The sequence below is a fragment of the Streptomyces sp. NPDC102283 genome (assembly GCF_044766265.1).
Classification (GTDB): Bacteria; Actinomycetota; Actinomycetes; order Streptomycetales; family Streptomycetaceae; genus Streptomyces.
On the sequence record NZ_JBIWLQ010000022.1, the window covers coordinates 79,504 to 99,464 of the forward strand.

Here is a 19,961-nt window from a genome sequence, read left to right on the forward strand (position 1 = left end):
GCGAGGCCCGGACGTCTGGCGTCCGGTTCGGTCGAGCCGGACGCGCTGTCGACAGGTCTTCGGACTTGCGGGTGTGCAAAAGCACACCGATCACACCGTTGCGGGACAGTTCCGGATTCGCACCGGATTCCCCTGCGGCGACAGCGAGGTCGAGCATACATGTGGGGGCCGCCGGATGAAGCGGCCCCCACATGTTGTGTCGCGACGATTCAACACACCCCTCAGGAGGGCGCTCCCAGCTCCAGCCGGAAGGTCAGGAGCCGCAGCCCCGGCACCGGTTCCCAGTCCCGTTCGGGGGTCCGCGCGAAGCCGAGCCGACGGTAGATCCTATGGGCTCCGAGCATGGCCGGCTGCGTCGACAGGGCCAGCGCCCGCACGCCCTCGGTGGACCGGGCGCGCTCGACGCACGCCCGCACGAGAGCCTCTCCCACGCCCCGTCCACGCCCCTCGCGGGCCACCGCGAGCATCCGGAACTCGGCCTCGTCCGGGCCCGCGATGTCGCGCCACGACGTGCCGGGTGCGGCATAGGTCACACCGCCGAGCACCGCCCCGTGCGCGTCGAGCGCGACGAGGACCTCGGCCTCGGCCGCCCGTTGCTCCACCGCCCGCAGCTTGAGCAGATACGGGTCCCGCGGGCCGTCCAGCAGATCGTCGCCGAGATACGCCTCGGCGATGATCTCGCCGAGGACGGCGTACTCGTCGGGCTCCGCCGCCCTGATCGTCAGATCCATCAGCCACTCGCTCCCATGTCAGCCACTCGCTCCCACGTCGTTGTTCGGGGCGCCGTCGCCCACCGGCGGCAGATCACCGCGCTCGACCGGCGGCTGCCCGGGGGCGTCGTCGGCCGGCGGCAGCACCTGGTCCAGCTCGTGGTCGTCGGCGCGGTGGGCGGCCCGCGCCGCCGACCGCAGCGTCGCCCGGTCCACCTCTTCGGGCGCCCCGCTCACGGTGACCACCAGCCCGCCCTGTTCCCAGGCGTACGCGTGGCCCGACTCCGTGGCCCGGTACCACTGTTCGCCGTCCCGCTCACAGGTCACCAGGGGCTCCTGTCCGCCGGCGGGCGCGGGGTCCTTCGTGCAGTCGGCCCCGGCGTGCGCCCGGCGCTCCACCCGCAGGTGGAGCTGCCCGCCGTCAGGCGTGGTGTAGACGCTGCCGAACCCGTCGTCGCCGACCACCCCGACCGACTGGCGAGCCAGGGCGTACCCCGGGACCTGGGTCACCCACACGTGCTCCGCGACGGTCTGCACGGCCAGCGCCCGCGCCTCCAGCTCCGCCCGGTCGGGCGCCGGCTCCGCCGATCCGCCCTGCGCCGCCTCCGCGTCGGGCGCCACCTCGGTGCCGCAGCCCGTCGCCGCCGCCAGGGCCAGCGTCAGCGCCAGGGCCGTGAGTACGGGACGGAGCCGGGGCGGCCGGGCATACGAAGTCATGGGCACATCCTTTCGTACGGTGAGGGCTTCGCGCACCGGGAAAACGAGCGGCGCCCGGGCTCGTGCGAGGGCGTGAAAAGGGGCCGCCGCGCCTCTGGAAGGGGTGCGGCGGCCCCGATCGCCGGGTGGTGGTGCTCAGCAGCAGCGGAAGCCCTCGCGGGGATCCGCCTCGCGGGCGTCCATGCGGCTGCGTTCGAAGGCGCGACGGGTCATCACCGGGGTGTCCGGATCGTGGGTCCTCGCGTGCGCCACATAGCGGTCGTACGTGGACTCGCCGGTCAGCTCACGGACGTACCAGCGGATTCGTCCGGCCACGCGGCGTACCTCCGCGACCGTCATGTCCGGCTCCCCGTCTCCGCCTCCTCCTTGCGGATGCCGCCCTCGGGGCCGACGCCGGCGGCGACCAGTTCGGCCTTCTCCTCCTTGGTCGCGAAGAGTGAGGCCGGGGCGACGAGCTTGGACTCGACGTACGGCGTCTCGTGGAGCTTGACGCTCTCCGGGTCGCGGATGGCCTTGTAACAGACCCGCCCGGCGTCCACGAGCACCACGATGATGAGGAGCGCGAAGAGCGCGCTCAGTACCCCGTCGACGGTGGAGTTGGTGACGACGGTCCGCATGTCGTCCATGCTCTTCGCGGGGGCCAGCACCTCGCCCGCGTCGATGCCCGCCTGGTACTTGTCGCGCTGGGCGAAGAAGCCGACCTTGACGTCGTCGGAGAAGATCTTCTGCCAGCTCGCGGTGAGGGTGACCGCCACGTCCCAGGCGAGCGGGACCGCGGTGACCCACGCCCACTTCAGGCGGCCGGACTTGACGAGCAGGGTGGTGCAGACGGCCAGCGCGACGGCCGCCAGCAGCTGGTTGGCGATGCCGAAGAGCGGGAACAGCTGGTTGATGCCGCCCAGCGGGTCGTGCACGCCGACCCAGAGGAAGTAGCCCCAGCCGCCGACCACGACGGCGCTGGCGAACCAGACGCCCGGCTTCCAGCTGACCTCGCGGAACGGCTTGTAGACGTTGCCCAGCATGTCCTGGAGCATGAAGCGCCCGACGCGGGTGCCGGCGTCCACCGTGGTGAGGATGAAGAGCGCCTCGAACATGATGGCGAAGTGGTACCAGAACGCCTTCATCGCGGTCCCGCCGACCACCGCGGAGAAGATCTCCGCCATGCCGAGCGCGAACGTGGGCGCGCCACCGGTCCGGGAGAGCAGGCTCGCCTCCTCGACGTCCTTGGCGGCCTGGGCCAGCGCGTCCGGCGTGATGGTGAAGCCGAAGTTGGCCACGGCCTGGGAGGCGGACTGGACACTGTCGCCGATCACGCCGACGGGTGCGTTGATGGCGAAGTAGAGCCCGGGGTCGATGATGCAGGCGGCGATCATCGCCATGATCGCCACGAACGACTCGACCAGCATGGCGCCGTAGCCGATCATCCGGATCTGCGTCTCCTTCTGGACCATCTTCGGCGTGGTGCCGGAGGAGACCAGGGAGTGGAAGCCGGAGAGCGCGCCGCAGGCGATGGTGATGAAGACGAACGGGAACATCGAGCCGGCGAAGACCGGGCCCGAGCCGCTGGAGGCGAAGTCGGTGACCGCGGGCATCTTCAGCGTCGGCAGGGCGACGACCACGCCCAGGGCCAGCAGCCCGATCGTGCCGACCTTCATGAAGGTGGAGAGGTAGTCGCGCGGGGCCAGCAGCAGCCACACCGGGAGCACCGAGGCGAAGAACCCGTACACGATCATCCAGATCACCAGCGTGGCCGGCTCCAGCGTGAAGAAGTCCGCCCACGACGACTCGGCGACCCAGCCGCCCGAGACGATCGCGAGGAGCAGCAGCGCGACGCCGATGAAGGAGACCTCGCTGACCTTGCCCGGCCGCAGGGTGCGCAGATAGACGCCCATGAAGAGGGCGATCGGGATCGTCATGCCGATGGAGAAGACGCCCCACGGCGAATGGGCGAGCGCGTTCACGATGACCAGCGCGAGGACCGCGAGCAGGATGATCATGATGATGAAGACCGCGACCAGAGCGGCGATCCCGCCGACCGGGCCGATCTCGTCGCGCGCCATCTGACCGAGCGAACGGCCGTTGCGGCGGGTGGAGAAGAAGAGCGTCACCATGTCCTGGACGGCGCCGGCGAAGATGACGCCGACGACGAGCCAGATCGTGCCGGGCAGATACCCCATCTGCGCGGCGAGCACCGGGCCGACCAGGGGGCCCGCCCCGGCGATGGCGGCGAAGTGGTGGCCGAACAGGACCCGGCGGTCGGTGGGATGGAAGTCGACACCGTTGTCCAGCCGTTCGGCGGGGGTCGCGCGGTTCTTGTCGGCCTTCAGGACCCTGTTCGCGATGAACCGGGAGTAGAAGCGGTACGCGATGGCGTACGAGCCGAGGGCCGCTGCCAGCATCCAGGCGGCGGACACCTCCTCACCGCGCGAGAGCGCGAGGGTGGCCCAGCCGATGGCGCCGACCAGGGCGACGAGGCTCCAGATCACGATGGACCTGGGCGAGATGCCCCGTCTCCCCGGCGCCTGCGGTGCCGATGGTGCTGGTGTGGGCGTTTCCGCCATGTGGTGACTCCGTCCCCTCGCTGATCACCGGTGCAATGGGCAGGAAATCTAGGGGACACGTCCGCCCAGCGTCACCCCCTGTCCGCATTGCGGTCCGGCAACGGTGATGTATCGCAACGGGGCACGAATGCGGCGCCGATTCGGTTCACCCCGGTCGTGACCGGCGTGGGAAGGGCCGACGCCCGGTCGGGCCGACCGGGCGGGCGGCGGTCCCGCGTCCGGTCGGATCAGTGGTTACGGGACGGTCCCGCGCCGGTCAGACCCAGCCCCGGCGCGCCGCCTCCGCTCCCGCCTGGAACCTGCTGCGGGCCTGCATCCGGGCCGTCAGTTCCGCGTTCATCCGGCGCACCGTGCGCAGCGACACCCCCAGCCGGCGGGCGACGGTCGCGTCCGTGTGCCCCTTCGCCAGCAGGGACAGCAACTCGTCCTCCTGCGGGGTCAGCCCGTTGCCGTCGCGCCGGGGAGCCGAGCCGAGCGGAGTGGCGGCGGCCCACAACTGCTCGAACAGGAGACGGGCCACCGCGACGGCCCCCTTGCTCCGCAACTCCAGCGCGCCCGCCCGGCCGTCGTCGGGGTCCAGTGGCACCAGGGCGACCTCCCCGTCGACCACGACCATGACCAGCGGCAGGCTGGGCAGCGTACGGCTCTCCGCGCCGAGCAGGCCCAGCCGGTTCACATAGCGCAGGGTCGACGGATCGTTGCGGAAGCTGTCCTGATAGATGCTGCGGAGCCGCACCCCGCGTTCCAGCGCCCGCCGGTCCAGCGGCCCGCTGGCCTCCAGCGTGTCCGGGGACTGCGCGCCACCCGGCAGCAGCGAGAGGCACTCCGTCCTGGCCAGCTCGGCCAGTTCGGTCAGCCGCTCGCGCACCGCGTCGAGCCCCACCAGCCGCTTGATGACGTCGAAGCCCCCGCCGGCCCGCTGCCCCCGGTCCGTCGTCAGGGCCGACATCGCGTCCCGCGCGACCTCCAGCCCCCGCTGCTGCCTGGCCAGTTCGGCCTCCCGGCGGGACAGGAGGAACGGCAGGCTGGCGGCCGGGTCCAGCGCGCGGAAGACCGGCGGGCCCTGTTCCGTACCGCGAGGGCCGTCGTCCAGCAGGCACAGCTCGGCCAGTTGGTCCAGAGCCCGGCGCACATCGTCCTCGCTCCGCCCGAGCCGCGCCACGATCTCGTCCAGTCGCAGCTCGGGCTCCTCCAGGACGAGCCGGTAGACCAGCTCCGTCCGCGCGTCCAGCCCCAGTACCTCTAACATCTCTGGCTCCCCCGCAGATGTCACGCCGTCCTCGCACGCCAGTACGGGACGCCACTTCAGCACCGGGCGCGAGTGTAGGGCCGAGGCGTTGTGAAGGTATAGACCAGGTCCACGGGATGGATGGATCCCGAGAGGCCGCGGGTGGCCAAAAAGCCGAGGCCCGGCGGCGGTCCGGTCGGACACCGGGCGGCGGCACGAACGGCCGCAAGATGTCTGGCAGTTACCTGCCACCACCGCATCGCCCCAGGCAGCGGGCCCCGTACGGCCACCCGTGAGGCTGGCAGCCTGCTGCCCCGCAACTCCCGGCCACCCGGAGACCGTGGCTTCCGGAGAGGCGATGGCGACAGGATCAGGCCGTCACAAGGCATTCACACACCGCTACTTTCCGAGGAGTTCCGCCATGCGGGCGTTCCCTTTTCCTGCCCTTCGCCTCCCGCCGGCCGTCGCCGTCGCCGCGGGGACGGCGACCGCGTTCGCCGCCTCGGGCCGGGGCGGCTTCTCCTGGGGGTGACCATGGCCGACGGGACATCTCCGTGTTCCTGGTGACCGCGCTCCTCGTGCGCACCGAACCCCCGCGCCCCGACCGGTGGACGGCCCGGGAGCTGGCCCGGTCGCTGCGCACCCGCCACGTCCGCGCGAGCTCCCGGAGCGCCGGTCCGCACCCTCCTGGCCCGGTCCATGTGTACGTCGCAGAGAGCCCGGACGGCTCGGTCCGCGCCGCGCTCTACATGGAGAGCCCCGACCCCGTCCACGCCGAACTGGCCGCACTGGACTACCTCCTGGCCACCCTGAACGCCGCCCGGCCCGCCTCGCTCGACTGGCGTCCCGCGGCGCTGGGAGGTGTCTCGGGCCGCCCGGACCGGCACCGACCCCCCGAACCGAAAGGACCGGACCCGCCATGCCACGGGAGCGCCCCACCGTGTCGGTGATCATCCCCAACCACAACTACGAGAAGACCTTGCGGGCCTGCCTGGAGTCCGTCTACGCCCAGACCCTGCGTCCGTTCGACGTGGTCGTCGTGGACGACGCCAGCACCGACCGCTCGCGCGACATCGCCCGGGAGTTCCCCTGCGTCCTCGTCGCCCGCCCGGACAACGGAGGGGTCTCCGCCGCCCGCAACCTCGGTGTCGCCGAGTCCGCCGGTCAGGTGCTGTTCTTCCTCGACTCCGACATCGCGCTGGCCCCCGACGCGATCGAGAACGCCGTAGACCTGCTCATGGGCGACCCGGGGACCGGCTGCGTCCACGGCGTCCTGGACCCCGAACCGCTCTTCGACGACGGCCCGGTGGAGGTCTACCACTGCCTGCACGCGCACTTCTGGCGACACCGCAGCGCCGGAGTCGTCGGCACCGCCTTCTTCGCGCTCGCCGCGATCGAGCGCCGCGTCTTCGAGGCGACCGGGCCCTTCGACGAGAACCTCCGCGACTCCGAGGACGTCGAGTACAGCGACCGCCTCGCCGCCACCCACCGCATCCGCCTCAGCGAGCGGGTGACCGGCCGTCACGACGACGTGGACCGGCTGCTGCCGATGCTCGCCGAGCAGTACCGACGCTCCCAACTCCTCGTCCCCGTAGCCGCCGTCGAGCGCCGGCGCGGCGGCGGACTGCGCGCCAACCGCACCGGCGGCGTCCTGGCCGCCGGCCTGGTCCCGCTCACCCTCCCGCTCGCGCTGCTCACCCCCTGGCTGCTCGCCGTGCCGCTGGCCTGCGCCCTCGCCTTCGCGCTGGCGGACGTCGGGCTGTCGCGCTTCGTGGTCCGCCGCAAGGGGTGGCCCTTCCTGCTCCGCTTCACCGCGCTGCACTTCGCGGTGCACCTGGCGCTCGTCCTCGGCGCGGTGGTCGGCGGGCTGCGCTGGCTGGTCGACCCCCGCTTCGGCCCCTCCGCCCGGGGCCGCCGCGACCGGCCCGCACCGGTGGCCGCTCCGTGAGCGCCGACGTGGACCAGGAGCGCGGGGCCGCCGGGGCGGGGACGCCCGAAGCGGGGACGCCCGGGGCGGGGCCGCCCAGGGCCGGGTCAGGAACGGAGACCGGGGCTTCCGGGGCCGGGGCCGGGGCCGGTTCGCCTCTCGGTTCGCCCGAGGCCGGGGCGCCCGAGGACGGTCCCGGCACCCCCGAGGCCGCGCCCGGTACGTCCCGGTCCGCGCCGCCGGAAGCCGCCTCCCGCCCCTCCCGCCGCGCCCGGTTGCTGCGCACGGCCGCCGCCCTCGTGCTCGTCGTGGCGACCGCCTTCGCCGTGGGCGGCTCGCTGCGCGGAGCCGGTACGGAGATGGCCGAGGCAGCCGGACGGCCCGGGGGAGTGCTCCTGCTGATCGCCGCCCTCCTCGCCAACGCGGCCGGGCTCATCCTGTCGATGCTGTCCTGGCGGGTCCTCGTCGTGGACGGCGGCTCCACGGCCCGCACCAGCGACACCGCCCGGATCTTCTTCATCGGTGTCATCAGCAAATTCGTCCCCGGCCGCATCTGGGGCGTCCTCGCCCACATCCAGCTCGGCAAGGCCGTCGGCATCGCCCCCGAGCGGATGATCGCCGCCTTCGGCCTCGGCCTCGTCATCGGGATGACCACCGGGGCCGCCGCCGGACTCCTCGTCGCACCGGCCGTGTTCGGCACGGGCGCCTGGGTCTTCGCCCCGCTCGTCCTGCTCGCCGCGGCCGCCGTGGCCCGGCCCGGCTGGGTGGGCCGCCTCGTCGCGTGGACGATGCGGCTGGCCCGCCGCCCGGCGGGGGCCGCCGACAGCTCGCCCCGCGCCCTGCGGCTCTCCATCGGCTGGGCCTGCGCGTCCTGGGCCGTCTCCGGACTCCACCTGTGGGCGATCGCCGTCCTCCTCGGCGCCCCGCCGCTGCTCTCCCTGCCGGTCTGCGTCGGCGGCTTCGCCCTGGCCACCGTCGCCGGAAGCCTCGCCTTCGTCCTGCCCGACGGCTGGGGCGCCCGCGAACTCGTCCTCCTCGCGCCCCTCGGCGCGGTCATGCCGCTGTCCGCCGCCACCGCGGCCGTCATCGCCAGCCGGCTGGTCTGCGTGCTCAGCGAGGTGGCCGCCACCGGCGCCGCACTCGCCTGGGCCCGCGCCGCCGGACCCCTGCCCACCCCCCGACCCGCGCTCCAGGAAGGAGCCGCATGACCTCCGCCGCCACCCCCCTGCTCACCGTGGACGACTGCGAACAACTGTCGACGAGCCAGGTGCACGAGCTGTACCGGTCCCACGTCAACAAGAGCCAGGTCTCCCTGATGACCTCCTTCGGCTTCGGCCGCGAACTCGTCGACCACGCCGAGGGATCCTGGATCCACACCCGCGACGGCCGCCGCATCCTCGACTTCACCGGCGGCGTCGGTGTCCTCAACCACGGCCACAACCACCCGCGGATCCTCGCCGCCCGCCGCCGCTTCCAGGAACAGCGCCGGATGGAGGTCCACAAGACCTACTTCTCGCCCTACATCGCCGCCCTCGGCCACAACCTCGCCCAACTCCTCCCCGGCGACCTGAACCTCTCGTTCTTCCCCAACTCGGGGGCCGAGGCCGTCGAGGGCGCGGTGAAACTCGCGTACAAGTACCACGGCGGCCGCCGGCAGCAGATCCTGCACGCCGACATCAGCTTCCACGGCAAGCTGCTCGGCTCCGGCAGCCTCACCGGCAGCGCCCAGAACACCTTCGCCTTCCCTGGCATCCCCGGCGTCTCCGCCTTCCGCTACGGCGACCTCGACTCCGTACGGGAAGCGGTCGCCGGAGCCCGGGACGCCAAGGGCCGCTGCGACGTCTACGCGATCCTCATCGAGCCCTTCTCCGCCTCCACGATGACGGAGTGCTCCGAGGAGTTCCTGCGCGGCCTGCGGGAGTTGTGCACCGCGGAGAAGATCGTGCTGATCTTCGACGAGATCTACACCGGCTGGGGCAAGACCGGCAGCCTCTTCCACTTCATGCGCTACCCCGGACTCGTCCCGGACGTGGTGACCACCTCGAAGTCCTTCGGCGGCGGCAAGTCCTCGATCTCCGCCTTCGTCGCCCGCGAGCCCGTCTTCCGCAAGGCCTACGACAGCCTCGGCGACGCCATGCTCCAGTCCACCAGCACCACCTACTACGGCTTCGGCGAGGAGACCGCCACCGCGCTGGAAGCCGTCAACATCGCCGTCGAGGACGACTATCCGGCCCGCGCCCGCGCCATCGAACGCGTCCTCGCCCCGGGCCTGGAGCGGCTGCGCAAGCAGTACCCCGACATCATCGCGGACGTCCGCGGAGCCGGAGCGCTGTACGGGATCTTCCTCGACGGCGGCCCCCGCCTCCTGGACCTCGCCGCGAAGATCGCCCCCGGCGGGCTGGCCCGCGACCCGCTGCTGCGCACCAAGGTCATCACCTGCGCGGTCGTCAACGCGATGTACCACGACCACGACGTGTACATGTACTACACGCTCAACGGCCGCAGCCCGCTGGTGGCCGCGCCGTCCCTGGTCGCCGGGCCCGACGAGGTGGAGATCTTCCTCGACGCCCTCGACAAGACCCTGTCCAAGGGTATGAACCGGCTCCTCACCGCCTTCCTCAAGGACAAGGCGGTGTCGCGATGGGCGGCCTGACCATCGCCGTGACCGGGGCCGCCGGCATGCTCGGATCCCACCTGGTGGCCCGGCTCGCCGCCGACGGCCACGACGTCGTCGGCGTCGACCTGCGCGACGACCCCCGCCCGCCCGCCGGCGCCCGGCACATCGTCGCCGACATCCGCGACGCGGCGGCGCTGGCCCGCGCCTTCGACGGGGCCCACGCGCTGGTGCACTGCGCCGCGGCGCTGCCCAGCTACCCCGTCGACCAGATCCGCTCCATCACCGTCGACGGCACCCGCACCGTCCTGACCGCCGCGCACCGGGCCCGGGTCGACCGGGTCGTGCACATCTCCTCCACCGCCGTCTACGGACTGCCCAAGCGGGTCCCCACCCCGGAGGAGCACCCGCGCGAGCCCGTCGACCCGTACAGCAGGGCGAAGGCCGAGGCCGAGGAGGTCTGCGAGGAGTTCCGGGCGCGCGGGATGTGCCTGCCGGTGCTGCGCCCCAAGACGTTCCTCGGGCCGGGCCGGATGGGCCTTTTCTCGATGCTCTTCGAATGGGCCGAGGAGCGCCGCAACTTCCCCGTCCTCGGCCGGGGCGACGTCCGCATCCAGATGTTCGGCATGGCCGACCTGGTCGACGCCGTGGTGCTCGCCCTGAACGCCCCGCCCGAGATCGCGAACGACGTCTACAACCTGGGAGCCGCCGAATTCGGCACCCTGCGCGAGGACTTCCAGGTCGTGCTCGACGCGGCCGGACACGGCAAACGCGTGGTCCCGCTGCCGGCAGCACCGGCACTCGCGGTCCTGCGCCTGCTGGAGCGCACCAAGCTCTCCCCGGTCTACGGCCGGCTGCTCTTCAAGCTCCTCGACGACAGTTACGTGGACATCGGCCGGGCCACCGAACGGCTCGGCTTCCGTCCCGCGCTCTCCAACCAGGACGCCATCCTCGGCACGTACGCGTGGTGGCGCACCCAGCGGGGGGCAGGCACACCCGCTCCCGGAGCCGGCCGGACCAGCCGGGACCCGTGGCGCCAAGGGGCGCTCGGCCTGGCCAAGGTCTTCTTCTGATCCCCTGGAGCCCTGCCGTGGACATCACCCGGTCCTCACCCGCGCCCGTGCGCGTGGTGGCAGTCCCGCCCGAACCCGAACCCGAACCCGCCGACCTCACCACCCTGCCCGAACCCACCTCCGTAGAACCGCTTCAGCCTCTTCTGACCGTGACCCCGACCGTGACCCCTGGCGCGATCACGACCACCACCACCGTGACCACGAGCGTGACCGCCACCGACGTACGGGGCCGTCGCCGCCGCAACCGGCTCCGCGACCTCCTCGCACTCCTGCGCCCCGGCCAGTGGGTGAAGAACCTGGCCGTCGTCCCGCTGGCTCTGCTCGACACCCCCTCGTGGGGGACCGCCGCCTTCCTGCGCACCGGCTGGGCCGTCCTCGGCTTCACCCTCGCCTCCGCGCTCGTCTACGTCGTCAACGACCTCGCCGACCGGGAGCGGGACCGGCTGCACCCGGTCAAACGCCACCGCCCGATCGCCTCCGGCCAGGTGTCCACCGCCGCCGCCGGAGTGCTGACCGGCCTCCTCGCCCTGTCGCTGACCGGCTGGGCGGTGGCCGGGCCCGCCTGGCAGTGGTGGCCCACCGCCCTCTACCTGGCGCTGAGCCTCGCCTACTCCCAGGGCCTCAAACACGTGCCGCTGGTGGACGCGTTCATCGTGGCGACCGGCTTCGTGCTGCGGCTCGTCCAGGGGTCGCTCCTCGTCGGCGCCCGGATGTCCGAATGGCTGGCGCTGTGCGTCTTCTCGCTCTGCCTGATGCTGGCGCTCGGCAAACGCCGGCACGAGATGACGGCGGCCGGCCGCGCCCACCGCCCCGCCCTGCGCGGCTACACGCTCGCCTTCCTCGACCACCTCGTCGTCCTGGTCGCCGTGCTGACCGCCGTCAGTTACGTGCTCTACCTGCGCGACGACGCGGCCCTCGCCGCCGGGGCCTCCCTCGTCACCCTGCTCTCCGCCCCCTGCGCCGTCTTCGGCCTCGCCCGCTACCTCCAACTCCTCCTCGTCGAGGAAGGCGGCGGCAACCCCGTCCACGTCCTCTTCCGGGACCGCGCCACGCTCGTCAACGCGGCGCTGTGGGCGGTGCTCGTGGCCCTCGCCGTCCTCCTCCCGCAAACGTCCGCATGACCCACCGACCGCCCGAAGGCGCCGCCCCATGAACCGGAAGCAACCGCTCGTCTCCGTCGTCATCCCCAACTACAACTACGGCCGCGCGCTGGAGCTCTGTCTGCGCGCCGCGCTCGCCCAGACCTACGAACCGCTGGAGGTGCTGCTGATCGACGACTGCTCCACCGACGACTCCGTCGCCGTCGCCGAGGCCTGCGGCGTCCGGGTGATCAGCACCGGCGTCAACAGCGGCGTGGCCACCACCCGCAACACCGGCGCGGCCCACGCCCGGGGCGAGATCATCGTGTTCGTCGACTCCGACGTGGCGATGGAACAGGACGCCGTCGCCAATGCCGTCGCCCTGCTCGACTCCGACCCCCGCATCGGCGCGGTCTGCGGCACCTACGACGCCGAACCCCTCATCCGGGACAGCCTGATCGAGGAGTACCGCTGCCTCCACCAGTTCTACTGGCTCGCCGAGACCGAGGGCCGCATCGGCACCCTCCACACCGCGATCTGCGCCATGCCCGCCCGGGTCTTCGCCGAGATCGGCCCCTTCAACCCCCGGCTGCGGCACACCGAGGACGGCGACTACGCCGCCCGGATCTGCCGGAGTTACGAGGTCCACAGCTCCACCACCGTCCGCGGCCGGCACGACCACGACGACACCTGGCGGGTCGTGCTGCGCAAGGTCTTCCACCGCACCCGGCTGCACATCCCGCTGTACGTCCGCCGCGGCGACCTCCCCGGCGGCATCGCCACCGGCCCGCGTGCCGGAGCCAGCGTCGCGGCCCTGCTCGCCCTGCTGACCCTGCCGCTCGGCCTGATCGCCCTGCCCTGGCTGCTCGCCCCCGCCGCCCTGCTGGCCTTCGCCCTCCTCGCGGACACCGCCCTCTACCGCTTCGTCCTGCGCCGCCGAGGGCCGCTGTTCACCGCCTACTTCGCCTTCACGCACTGTGTGGTCAACGCGGTCATCGCGGCGGGCGCGGGCATCGGCGTCCTCCAATGGCTGACCTCCCGCAGCTTCCGCCGGCTGTACGAGCCGGGGGAGCACCTCGCCCCGGTGCGGGCCGCCACATGACCGGAACCCTCGCTCCGGGCACGGTGGCCGACCCGGCCGCGCCGCCCGAGCCCGCAGGGCCGCCCCGCCGGTGGCCCGGCCGGCTGCTGCTCGCCGTCGCCGTCCTGTGGGCCCTGTTCGTCGCCGCCCGCGCCCTCCTCAGCGGCCGGTGGTGGGCGTGGAACGGACTCGGCCTCGCCCCGCCCGTCCTCCATCTGCTGTTCCCGCTCGCCCTGTTGATCCCGGCCGCGCTGATCCGGCACGGCAGACGGGCGGCGGTGGGCGTCGTCCTGCTCTCCCTGCTGCTCGGCTCCTGGCAGACCGGACTGCACCCCGGGGCGCTCCTGCGCGGGACGCCCGCCGTGCCCCCGGACGCCCTCAGGGTGGTCAGCTGGAACACCTTCTTCTGGGACCAGGACAGCGACACCGACGCGTTCTACGCCTACCTGAAGTCCCGCTCCGCCGACGTCTACCTCCTCCAGGAGTACCAGAACGCCCGGGGCGACGAACCCGCGCCGATCGACGACCTCGCCCGGCTCCGCAAGGAGTTCCCGGGCTTCCACATCGCCACCGAGGGCGAGTTCCTCACCCTGTCCCGCTTCCCCATCACCTCGGCGCGGGCGCTGCGCCCCGACGGGCTCGCCCCGCCCGACACCTCCTGGGCCGACTACTGGAACGTCCGCGTCCTGCGCACCGACATCGACGTCGACGGCCGGACCCTGTCCCTCTACAACACCCACCTGCCCGATCTGCTGAACGTCGACCGCAACCCGCTGACCGCCGGCTACCACCGCTCCGTACGGCAGCTCTCCGAGCGCCGCGAGCGGCACTTCGAGGTGCTGCGCGAGGACCTCGACGCCAACGGCCACCCGGTGGTCCTCGCCGGGGACCTCAACGTGCTGCCGGGCACCGGGGACCTGCGGTGGTTCGACGGACTGCGGGACGCCGCCGACGCGGGGGACTCGGTGTACCCGGCGACCTTCCCGGTCAGCGGTCCGGCGCTCTGGCGGCTCGACTGGGCGTTCGTCTCGCCCCGGATCGACCTCCACCGGCAGTCCGTCCAGGACCCGCCCGCCCCACTCTCCACCCACCGGCTGATCGATCTCCGGCTCTCCCTGCCCGCCCCCGGGGCGTCCGCCCCGGCCACCGAGAAGGAACGGCCATGACCCGGCGCTCCGCGCGCTCGCCCCGCTTCGACGTGACGATCGTGCTCACCTACTACCTCCCGTACACCAGCGGGCTCACCGAAGTGGCCCGCACGGTCGCCGAGGGGCTGGCCGCGCGGGGCCGCCGCGTCGCCGTCGTCGCCTGCCGGCACGATCCGGACAGCCCCGCACGGGAGAGGGTGAACGGCGTCGAGGTGTTCCGCGCCCCGGTCGCCGCCCGGCTCGGACGCGGGGTGATCAGCCCCGGGTTCGCCCCGCTCGCCGGGCGGATCGCCCGCGCCTCCCGGGTCGTCAACCTCCACCTGCCGATGCTGGAGGCGGGGCTCGTCGCCCGCCTCGCCGGGGCCACCCCGGTCGTCGCCACCCACCACGACGACGTCTGGCTGGCCGGGGGCGTCCTCGCCCCGCTCCAGGTGAAGATCGTCGACGCCTCGGTGGCCGGGGCGCTGCGCCGCTCGGCCGCCGTGGTCGTCAACAACGTGGACCACGCGGAGCATTCGCGCCACTGGCCCCTGATGCGCGGGCGCCGGCTGCTGGCCATCGCCCCGCCCTGCCGCGAACGCGAGCCCGCGCCCGCCGCGTTCCGCGAGACGGCGGGCCCGCACTTCGGCTTCCTCGGCCGGATCGCCCCGGAGAAGGGGCTCCACCACCTGGTCGACGCCTTCCGGACGATCTCGGACCCCGAGGCCCGGCTGCTGATCGCCGGCGACCACTCCAAGGTCGCGGGCGGCAGCGTCGTCGGGGCCCTGCGGGCCCGGGCCGGCGACGACACCCGTATCCGGTTCACCGGCTTCCTCCCCGACGACCGGGTGGCGGGCTTCTACGCCTCGCTGGACGCCTTCGCCCTGCCGTCCGTCGCCGAGGAGTCCTTCGGCATCTCCCAGGCCGAGGCGATGATGCTCGGTGTGCCCTCCGTCGCGAGCGACGCGCCGGGCATGCGCGTGCCGGTGGCCGAGACCGGTTTCGGCCGCCTTTTCCCGCCCGGCGACGCCCGCGCCCTGGCCGGAGCCCTCCTGGAGGTGGCCGCCTACGCCCCGGGGCGCCGCGCCGAGGGAGGCCGCGACGCCCGCGCCCGGTACGGGACCGACAGCTGCCTGGACGCCTACGACGCGCTGTTCCGGGAGGCCGGGGCCGTACAGGGAGCCTCCGCGTGAGAACGACCGGCATCCTGAGCGCGGCCGGGGCGAACGCCGCCTGGCCGGGCGGCGGATGGGCGCTGTGGGCGGCCGGGACCTGGGCGGTGTTCCTGGCCGCGCACCTCGTCCTCAACGGCCGCTGGTGGTTCTGGCTGCTGCCCTCGCTGCTGCCGCCGCCGGTGTTCGCCGCCGTGCCCGCCCTGCTCCTGGTGGCAGCCGGGGCGACGGGGGACCTCACGGCCGCGGTCGTGGCGGGCGCGGCCCTGCTGCCCGGGGCCCGGCAGTCCGGCCTCGTGCCCGGCGCGCTCGTGCGGCGAGCGCGCCGCCCGCCACCGCCGCCGGACGGGGCGGTGCGCGTCGTGTCCTGGAACACCCAGCACTGGTGCCAGTCCACCGATCCCGAGCCCTTCTACGCCTTCCTGCGCGGGCTCGACGCCGACGTCTACCTCCTCCAGGAGTACCACCACGACGGGTTCGACGGCACCTACCGCCTGATCGACGACGAGCGACGGCTGCGCGAGACCTTCCCCGGCCACCGGGCCGTCATCGCCCGCGGCCTGATCACCCTGTCCCGGCTGCCGGTCGCCGCGACCGTCGAGACGGCCGCCCGCCGGACCCTGCGGGTGGACCTGGAGATGCCGGGCGACGGTCGGATTCTCGCCACCTTCAACGTCCACATCCCGGTACAGCTGCGACTCGTCAGCCCGTTGCGCGCAGACTTCTACCGCGCGGTCCGCACCCGGGCCGCCGACCGGGCACGGGAGTACCGGGGACTCCTCGGGGACGTCGCCGGCTGCCCCCATCCGGCCCTGATCGCCGGGGACTTCAACACCACCGCCGCGATCGGGGACGCCCGCCGCATCGCCCGCCTGGGCGACGACGCGGTCGCCGTCGCCGGAAAACTCTGCCCCACCACCTGGCAGGCCCGACCCGGCATGCGCTGGTGGCGGCTGGACTGGGTGCTCACCACACCGGGCGCCCGGGTCCACCACTACCGCTTCCGCGATCCGCGCGGCCTGTCCGACCACAGCGTCCAGGAGGTGTCCGTGTCACTCACCGAACCGGACCACCGGACGCTCGCCGACCACCGATCCCGCCACCACGACGAAGGAACTCACCATGCGTTACCGCTACCTGGGCAAGACCGGCCTGCGGGTCAGTGAACTCTGCCTCGGCGCCATGACGTTCGGCCGCGAGGCCGACGAGAGCACCAGCCACGCCCTGCTGGACCGCTTCACCGAGGCGGGCGGCACCTTCGTGGACACCGCCGACATCTACTCCGCCGGGGCCTCCGAGGAGATCCTCGGCCGCTGGCTGAAGAGACAGCGCCGCGACGACGTGGTGATCGCCACCAAGGTGCGGTACGGCACGGGGGAGGGCCCCAACGACCGCGGCCTGGGCCGCAATCACCTGATCTCCGGGGTCGAGGCGAGCCTGCGCCGGCTGGGCACCGACCACATCGACCTCTACCAGGTGCACGCCTGGGACCCGGGTACCCCGCTGGAGGAGACCCTCGCCACCCTGGACGCCCTCGTCACGTCCGGGAAGGTCCGCTACATCGGGGCCAGCAACTTCTCCGGCTGGCAGCTCCAGAAGGCGATCGACCTGAGCCGGGGACACGGCTGGGAGCCCTTCACCGCCCTCCAGCCGCTCTACAACCTGCTGGACCGCTCCGCCGAGTGGGAGCTGATGGAGGTCAGCCGCAACGAGGGCCTGGGCGTCATCCCGTGGAGCCCGCTGCGCGGCGGCTGGCTGAGCGGCGCGATCCGGCGCGGTACGGAGAGGCCGCCCGCGGGCACCCGTGTGGAGACCGCCGAGAAGCTCGGCTGGGGCGAGTCGTGGAGCGCGTACGAGGGGGACGAGCGCACCTGGCGGGTGCTGGACGCCCTGCACGAGGTCGCCGGACGCACGGGCCTCGCGGTACCGGTGCTGGCCCTCGCCTGGCTGCTCGGCCGGCCCGGGGTCACCGCACCCATCGTGGGCGCCCGCACCCCGGAGCAGCTGGAGACCAACCTGGGCGCGGCGGACCTGGACCTGGACCCGGCCGACGCCGCCCTGCTGACCGCGGCGAGCGACCAGACGCTCCCGTACCCGTACAGCGTCATCGAGACCGACCCCGAACTGCGCTGACGCGAACCGTGTGACCGAAAACGGGCGGTGGCCCGGGGATCTCGTCCCCGGGCCACCGCCCTGTGCGTACCGCGCCGTTCGTGGTGCCGCTCAGTCCGTCGGGCGCTTGAGGCGGGCCACGAACTTGTACCGGTCGCCCCGGTACACCGAGCGCACCCACTCCACCGGTTCGCCCTGGCCGTCCACCGAATGGCGGGACAGCATGAGCATCGGCAGCCCCACGTCGGTGCCCAGCAGCCCCGCCTCGCGCGGGGTGGCGAGCGAGGTCTCGATGGTCTCCTCCGCCTCGGCGAGGCGGACGTCGTACACCTCGGCGAGCGCGGTGTAGAGCGAGGTGTACTTCACCAGCGAACGACGCAGCGCCGGGAAGCGTTTGGCCGAAAGATGCGTGGTCTCGATCGCCATCGGCTCCCCGCTGGCGAGCCGCAGCCGCTCGATGCGCAGCACCCGGCCGCCCGTCGAGATGTCCAGCAGACCGGCGAGCGTGTCGTCCGCCGTCACATAGCCGATGTCCAGCAGTTGGGACGTCGGCTCCAGTCCCTGGGCGCGCATGTCCTCGGTGTACGAGGTGAGCTGGAGCGCCTGGGAGACCTTCGGCTTGGCTACGAAGGTCCCCTTGCCCTGAATGCGTTCCAGCCGGCCCTCGACGACCAGTTCCTGGAGCGCCTGGCGCACGGTGGTGCGCGAGGTGTCGAATTCGGCCGCCAGGGTGCGTTCGGGCGGCACCGGGGTGCCGGGCGGCAGGGTGTCCGTCATGTCGAGGAGATGCCGCTTGAGCCGGTAGTACTTCGGTACGCGCGCTGTGCGCGTACCAGCACCGGTCTCGCTCCCCGTACTGCCCCCGTCGGCGCCCATGGCCCGCCTTCCCGACTGCTGCGTTGCTGCCGTCACCGGCTCCTCCGTCTGTCGCGGCTCACATGGTGGCACGGTCCGGTCACGGGTCGTCGCCCTCCCTTAGGTGTCGGTCCTATAACGGACGCGAGTGCACTTCTTATACACCCTTGACACCCCTAAAGGTCTAGGCCAAGCTCCCGGTACTGGTCTAAACCATTAAAGACCAGGTCCAGCCCCAGCAGAACTCGTCGAATGACTTCGCGGTGGGTGGGGTTGCAGCATCCCTGAGGAGGGTTTGACGTGAAGCGCAAGCTCATCGCGGCTATCGGTGTCGCGGGCATGTTGGTTTCGGTCGCGGCGTGTGGTTCGGACGACACGAAGTCGTCCGCGGACCCGAAGGACCGCAAGGAAAACCTGACCGTCTGGCTCATGGGCGAGGCCCGGTCCACCTGGCCGGAACTGGTCAAGGACGTCAACGCCGAGTTCAACAAGAAGTACCCGGGCGTCAAGGTCAGGGTTCAGTACCAGCAGTGGGCCGATAAGGTCAAGAAGCTGGACACCTCTCTCGCGGGTGACAAATTCCCCGACGTTGTCGAACTCGGCAACACCGAGACCATGCAGTACATCCTCAATGGTGCGCTCGGAGAAATCGACCCCAAGAAGTACGAGAACTCGGACACCTGGATCAAGGGTCTGAAGGACACGTGCTCCTTCGAGGGCAAGACGTACTGCGTTCCTTACTACGCGAGCGCCCGTCTGGCCGTGTACAACAAGGACATGCTGAAGGCCGGCACCGGCAGCGACGCCCTCCCGCAGACCGAGGACGAGTTCCTCGCCGCGATGGACAAGGTCTCCGCCGAGCTGGGCAAGAAGGACAAGCGCGCCTCCTCCCTCTACTTCCCGGGCCGTTACTGGTACGCCGCGATGTCCTACGTCGCCGCCTACGGTGGCCAGATCGCCACGTACGACGAGGGCAGCAAGGAGTGGAAGTCCGCGCTCTCCACCCCGGAGGCCCAGAAGGGCATCCAGCACTTCATCGACCTGGTCAAGAAGTACAACAAGGCCGATGTGACGAAGGACGAGCAGGACCACGCCAACGTCATGGCCAACGAGAAGGCCGCGGTCATCTACGGCCAGGCCTGGGAGGCCGGCAGCGTCACCACGGGCGAGAACGGCAACCCGAAGCTCGAGGGCAAGATCGCCACGGCCGGTATGCCCGGCCCGGAGGGCAAGGCGCTCCCGTCCTTCATCGGCGGCTCGGACCTCGCGACGATCTCCAAGTCCAAGGTCCAGGACCTCGGCGAGGAGTGGATCTCCCTCTTCACCAACGCGAAGTCCATGGAGGTCCTCGCGTCGAAGAACATCCTCCCCAACAACGAGAAGCAGCTTGAGCCGCTGAAGGCCAAGCCGGAGACCGCCGCCATCGCCAACGCGGTGCCGGACGCCTGGTTCACGCCGATCGCGCCGGGCTGGGCCTCCATCGAGAAGGAAGAGATCCTCCAGAACATGCTTCTGGAGATCGTCAAGGGCGATTCCGTCGCCGACGCCTCCAAGAAGGCCGACGACAAGATCAACGCGCTGATCAACAAGGAAAGCTGACCTTCCGATCGCCAGGCGGGGGCCCGGCGTCAGCGCCGGGCCCCCGCTCTTTTCCCGCAAGTGAACGCCGTGAATTCCGGGGCCCGCCCCGGACCCGCGATGGAAG

The 19,961-nt window shown here is 72.1% G+C and carries 18 protein-coding genes and 1 riboswitch; of the genes, 12 read left to right on the forward strand and 6 right to left on the reverse strand.

Going from position 1 to position 19,961, the window contains the following annotated elements; genetic code table 11:
- Positions 1–32 precede the first annotated feature (32 nt).
- A riboswitch (cobalamin riboswitch) is annotated at positions 33–169 on the reverse strand.
- Positions 170–221: 52 nt separating this feature from the next.
- From ACIRJT_RS32530 to ACIRJT_RS32550, 5 genes are all read right to left on the reverse strand, one after another.
- Complete coding sequence (locus ACIRJT_RS32530; RefSeq protein WP_403916357.1) at positions 222–731, reverse strand: GNAT family N-acetyltransferase; 510 nt, start codon at positions 729–731, stop codon at positions 222–224.
- A gap of 18 nt (positions 732–749) precedes the next feature.
- Positions 750–1,427, reverse strand: coding sequence for a hypothetical protein (locus ACIRJT_RS32535; protein WP_403916360.1), 678 nt, complete (start codon positions 1,425–1,427; stop codon positions 750–752).
- A gap of 135 nt (positions 1,428–1,562) precedes the next feature.
- Positions 1,563–1,766, reverse strand: a complete 204-nt coding sequence (locus tag ACIRJT_RS32540; protein WP_403916363.1) for a YbdD/YjiX family protein — start codon at positions 1,764–1,766, stop codon at positions 1,563–1,565.
- Positions 1,763–3,988, reverse strand: a complete 2,226-nt coding sequence (locus tag ACIRJT_RS32545; protein ID WP_403916367.1) for a carbon starvation CstA family protein — start codon at positions 3,986–3,988, stop codon at positions 1,763–1,765. The genes ACIRJT_RS32540 and ACIRJT_RS32545 overlap by 4 nt, the downstream gene beginning before the upstream one ends.
- Before the next feature lie 256 nt (positions 3,989–4,244).
- Positions 4,245–5,237 (reverse strand): LuxR C-terminal-related transcriptional regulator, encoded by a 993-nt coding sequence (locus tag ACIRJT_RS32550; RefSeq protein ID WP_403916370.1) that lies wholly within the window; start codon positions 5,235–5,237, stop codon positions 4,245–4,247.
- A gap of 533 nt (positions 5,238–5,770) precedes the next feature.
- Between ACIRJT_RS32550 and ACIRJT_RS32555 the strand changes: the two genes are divergently transcribed.
- The 11 genes from ACIRJT_RS32555 to ACIRJT_RS32605 are packed head-to-tail and all read left to right on the forward strand — an operon-like array spanning position 5,771 to position 17,422.
- Positions 5,771–6,166: a hypothetical protein gene (locus ACIRJT_RS32555; protein ID WP_403916372.1), complete on the forward strand. Its 396-nt coding sequence runs from the start codon at positions 5,771–5,773 to the stop codon at positions 6,164–6,166.
- Complete coding sequence (locus ACIRJT_RS32560; RefSeq protein ID WP_403916375.1) at positions 6,136–7,164, forward strand: glycosyltransferase family 2 protein; 1,029 nt, start codon at positions 6,136–6,138, stop codon at positions 7,162–7,164. The genes ACIRJT_RS32555 and ACIRJT_RS32560 overlap by 31 nt, the downstream gene beginning before the upstream one ends.
- A complete protein-coding gene (locus ACIRJT_RS32565; protein WP_403916378.1) occupies positions 7,161–8,351 on the forward strand; it encodes a lysylphosphatidylglycerol synthase domain-containing protein in 1,191 nt (396 codons plus the stop codon). The genes ACIRJT_RS32560 and ACIRJT_RS32565 overlap by 4 nt, the downstream gene beginning before the upstream one ends.
- On the forward strand, positions 8,348–9,796 hold the full coding sequence (locus ACIRJT_RS32570) for an aspartate aminotransferase family protein (RefSeq protein ID WP_403916380.1): 1,449 nt from the start codon (positions 8,348–8,350) through the stop codon (positions 9,794–9,796). Before ACIRJT_RS32565 ends, ACIRJT_RS32570 begins: the two co-directional genes overlap by 4 nt.
- Positions 9,784–10,830: an NAD-dependent epimerase/dehydratase family protein gene (locus tag ACIRJT_RS32575; RefSeq protein WP_403916383.1), complete on the forward strand. Its 1,047-nt coding sequence runs from the start codon at positions 9,784–9,786 to the stop codon at positions 10,828–10,830. The genes ACIRJT_RS32570 and ACIRJT_RS32575 overlap by 13 nt, the downstream gene beginning before the upstream one ends.
- A 17-nt stretch (positions 10,831–10,847) precedes the next feature.
- Positions 10,848–11,951, forward strand: coding sequence for a UbiA prenyltransferase family protein (locus ACIRJT_RS32580; protein ID WP_403916386.1), 1,104 nt, complete (start codon positions 10,848–10,850; stop codon positions 11,949–11,951).
- A gap of 28 nt (positions 11,952–11,979) precedes the next feature.
- A complete protein-coding gene (locus ACIRJT_RS32585; protein WP_403916389.1) occupies positions 11,980–13,011 on the forward strand; it encodes a glycosyltransferase family 2 protein in 1,032 nt (343 codons plus the stop codon).
- Complete coding sequence (locus tag ACIRJT_RS32590) at positions 13,008–14,156, forward strand: endonuclease/exonuclease/phosphatase family protein (protein ID WP_403916392.1); 1,149 nt, start codon at positions 13,008–13,010, stop codon at positions 14,154–14,156. Before ACIRJT_RS32585 ends, ACIRJT_RS32590 begins: the two co-directional genes overlap by 4 nt.
- A complete protein-coding gene (locus ACIRJT_RS32595; protein WP_403916395.1) occupies positions 14,153–15,310 on the forward strand; it encodes a glycosyltransferase family 4 protein in 1,158 nt (385 codons plus the stop codon). Before ACIRJT_RS32590 ends, ACIRJT_RS32595 begins: the two co-directional genes overlap by 4 nt.
- Complete coding sequence (locus ACIRJT_RS32600; protein ID WP_403916398.1) at positions 15,307–16,455, forward strand: endonuclease/exonuclease/phosphatase family protein; 1,149 nt, start codon at positions 15,307–15,309, stop codon at positions 16,453–16,455. The genes ACIRJT_RS32595 and ACIRJT_RS32600 overlap by 4 nt, the downstream gene beginning before the upstream one ends.
- Positions 16,412–17,422 (forward strand): aldo/keto reductase, encoded by a 1,011-nt coding sequence (locus tag ACIRJT_RS32605; RefSeq protein WP_403916400.1) that lies wholly within the window; start codon positions 16,412–16,414, stop codon positions 17,420–17,422. Before ACIRJT_RS32600 ends, ACIRJT_RS32605 begins: the two co-directional genes overlap by 44 nt.
- 90 nt (positions 17,423–17,512) lie before the next feature.
- Here ACIRJT_RS32605 and ACIRJT_RS32610 read toward each other — a convergent pair whose 3' ends face one another.
- Complete coding sequence (locus ACIRJT_RS32610; protein WP_007458216.1) at positions 17,513–18,277, reverse strand: GntR family transcriptional regulator; 765 nt, start codon at positions 18,275–18,277, stop codon at positions 17,513–17,515.
- 279 nt (positions 18,278–18,556) lie between these two features.
- On the opposite strand from ACIRJT_RS32610, the gene ACIRJT_RS32615 reads away from it, so the two are divergent.
- Positions 18,557–19,855: a sugar ABC transporter substrate-binding protein gene (locus ACIRJT_RS32615; protein WP_403916403.1), complete on the forward strand. Its 1,299-nt coding sequence runs from the start codon at positions 18,557–18,559 to the stop codon at positions 19,853–19,855.
- Positions 19,856–19,961: the final 106 nt, after the last annotated feature.

Excerpts from the sequence above, each read along its gene's own strand:
- ACIRJT_RS32570 (WP_403916380.1), top strand. The coding sequence starts at position 8,348 with ATGACCTCCGCCGCCACCCCCCTGCTCACCGTGGACGACTGCGAACAA.
- ACIRJT_RS32530 (WP_403916357.1), bottom strand. The coding sequence starts at position 731 with ATGGATCTGACGATCAGGGCGGCGGAGCCCGACGAGTACGCCGTCCTC.
- ACIRJT_RS32585 (WP_403916389.1), top strand. The coding sequence starts at position 11,980 with ATGAACCGGAAGCAACCGCTCGTCTCCGTCGTCATCCCCAACTACAAC.
- ACIRJT_RS32550 (WP_403916370.1), bottom strand. The coding sequence starts at position 5,237 with ATGTTAGAGGTACTGGGGCTGGACGCGCGGACGGAGCTGGTCTACCGG.
- ACIRJT_RS32540 (WP_403916363.1), bottom strand. The coding sequence starts at position 1,766 with ATGACGGTCGCGGAGGTACGCCGCGTGGCCGGACGAATCCGCTGGTAC.
- ACIRJT_RS32610 (WP_007458216.1), bottom strand. The coding sequence starts at position 18,277 with ATGGGCGCCGACGGGGGCAGTACGGGGAGCGAGACCGGTGCTGGTACG.
- ACIRJT_RS32605 (WP_403916400.1), top strand. The coding sequence starts at position 16,412 with ATGCGTTACCGCTACCTGGGCAAGACCGGCCTGCGGGTCAGTGAACTC.
- ACIRJT_RS32535 (WP_403916360.1), bottom strand. The coding sequence starts at position 1,427 with ATGACTTCGTATGCCCGGCCGCCCCGGCTCCGTCCCGTACTCACGGCC.
- ACIRJT_RS32545 (WP_403916367.1), bottom strand. The coding sequence starts at position 3,988 with ATGGCGGAAACGCCCACACCAGCACCATCGGCACCGCAGGCGCCGGGG.
- ACIRJT_RS32560 (WP_403916375.1), top strand. The coding sequence starts at position 6,136 with ATGCCACGGGAGCGCCCCACCGTGTCGGTGATCATCCCCAACCACAAC.
- ACIRJT_RS32595 (WP_403916395.1), top strand. The coding sequence starts at position 14,153 with ATGACCCGGCGCTCCGCGCGCTCGCCCCGCTTCGACGTGACGATCGTG.
- ACIRJT_RS32575 (WP_403916383.1), top strand. The coding sequence starts at position 9,784 with ATGGGCGGCCTGACCATCGCCGTGACCGGGGCCGCCGGCATGCTCGGA.
- ACIRJT_RS32590 (WP_403916392.1), top strand. The coding sequence starts at position 13,008 with ATGACCGGAACCCTCGCTCCGGGCACGGTGGCCGACCCGGCCGCGCCG.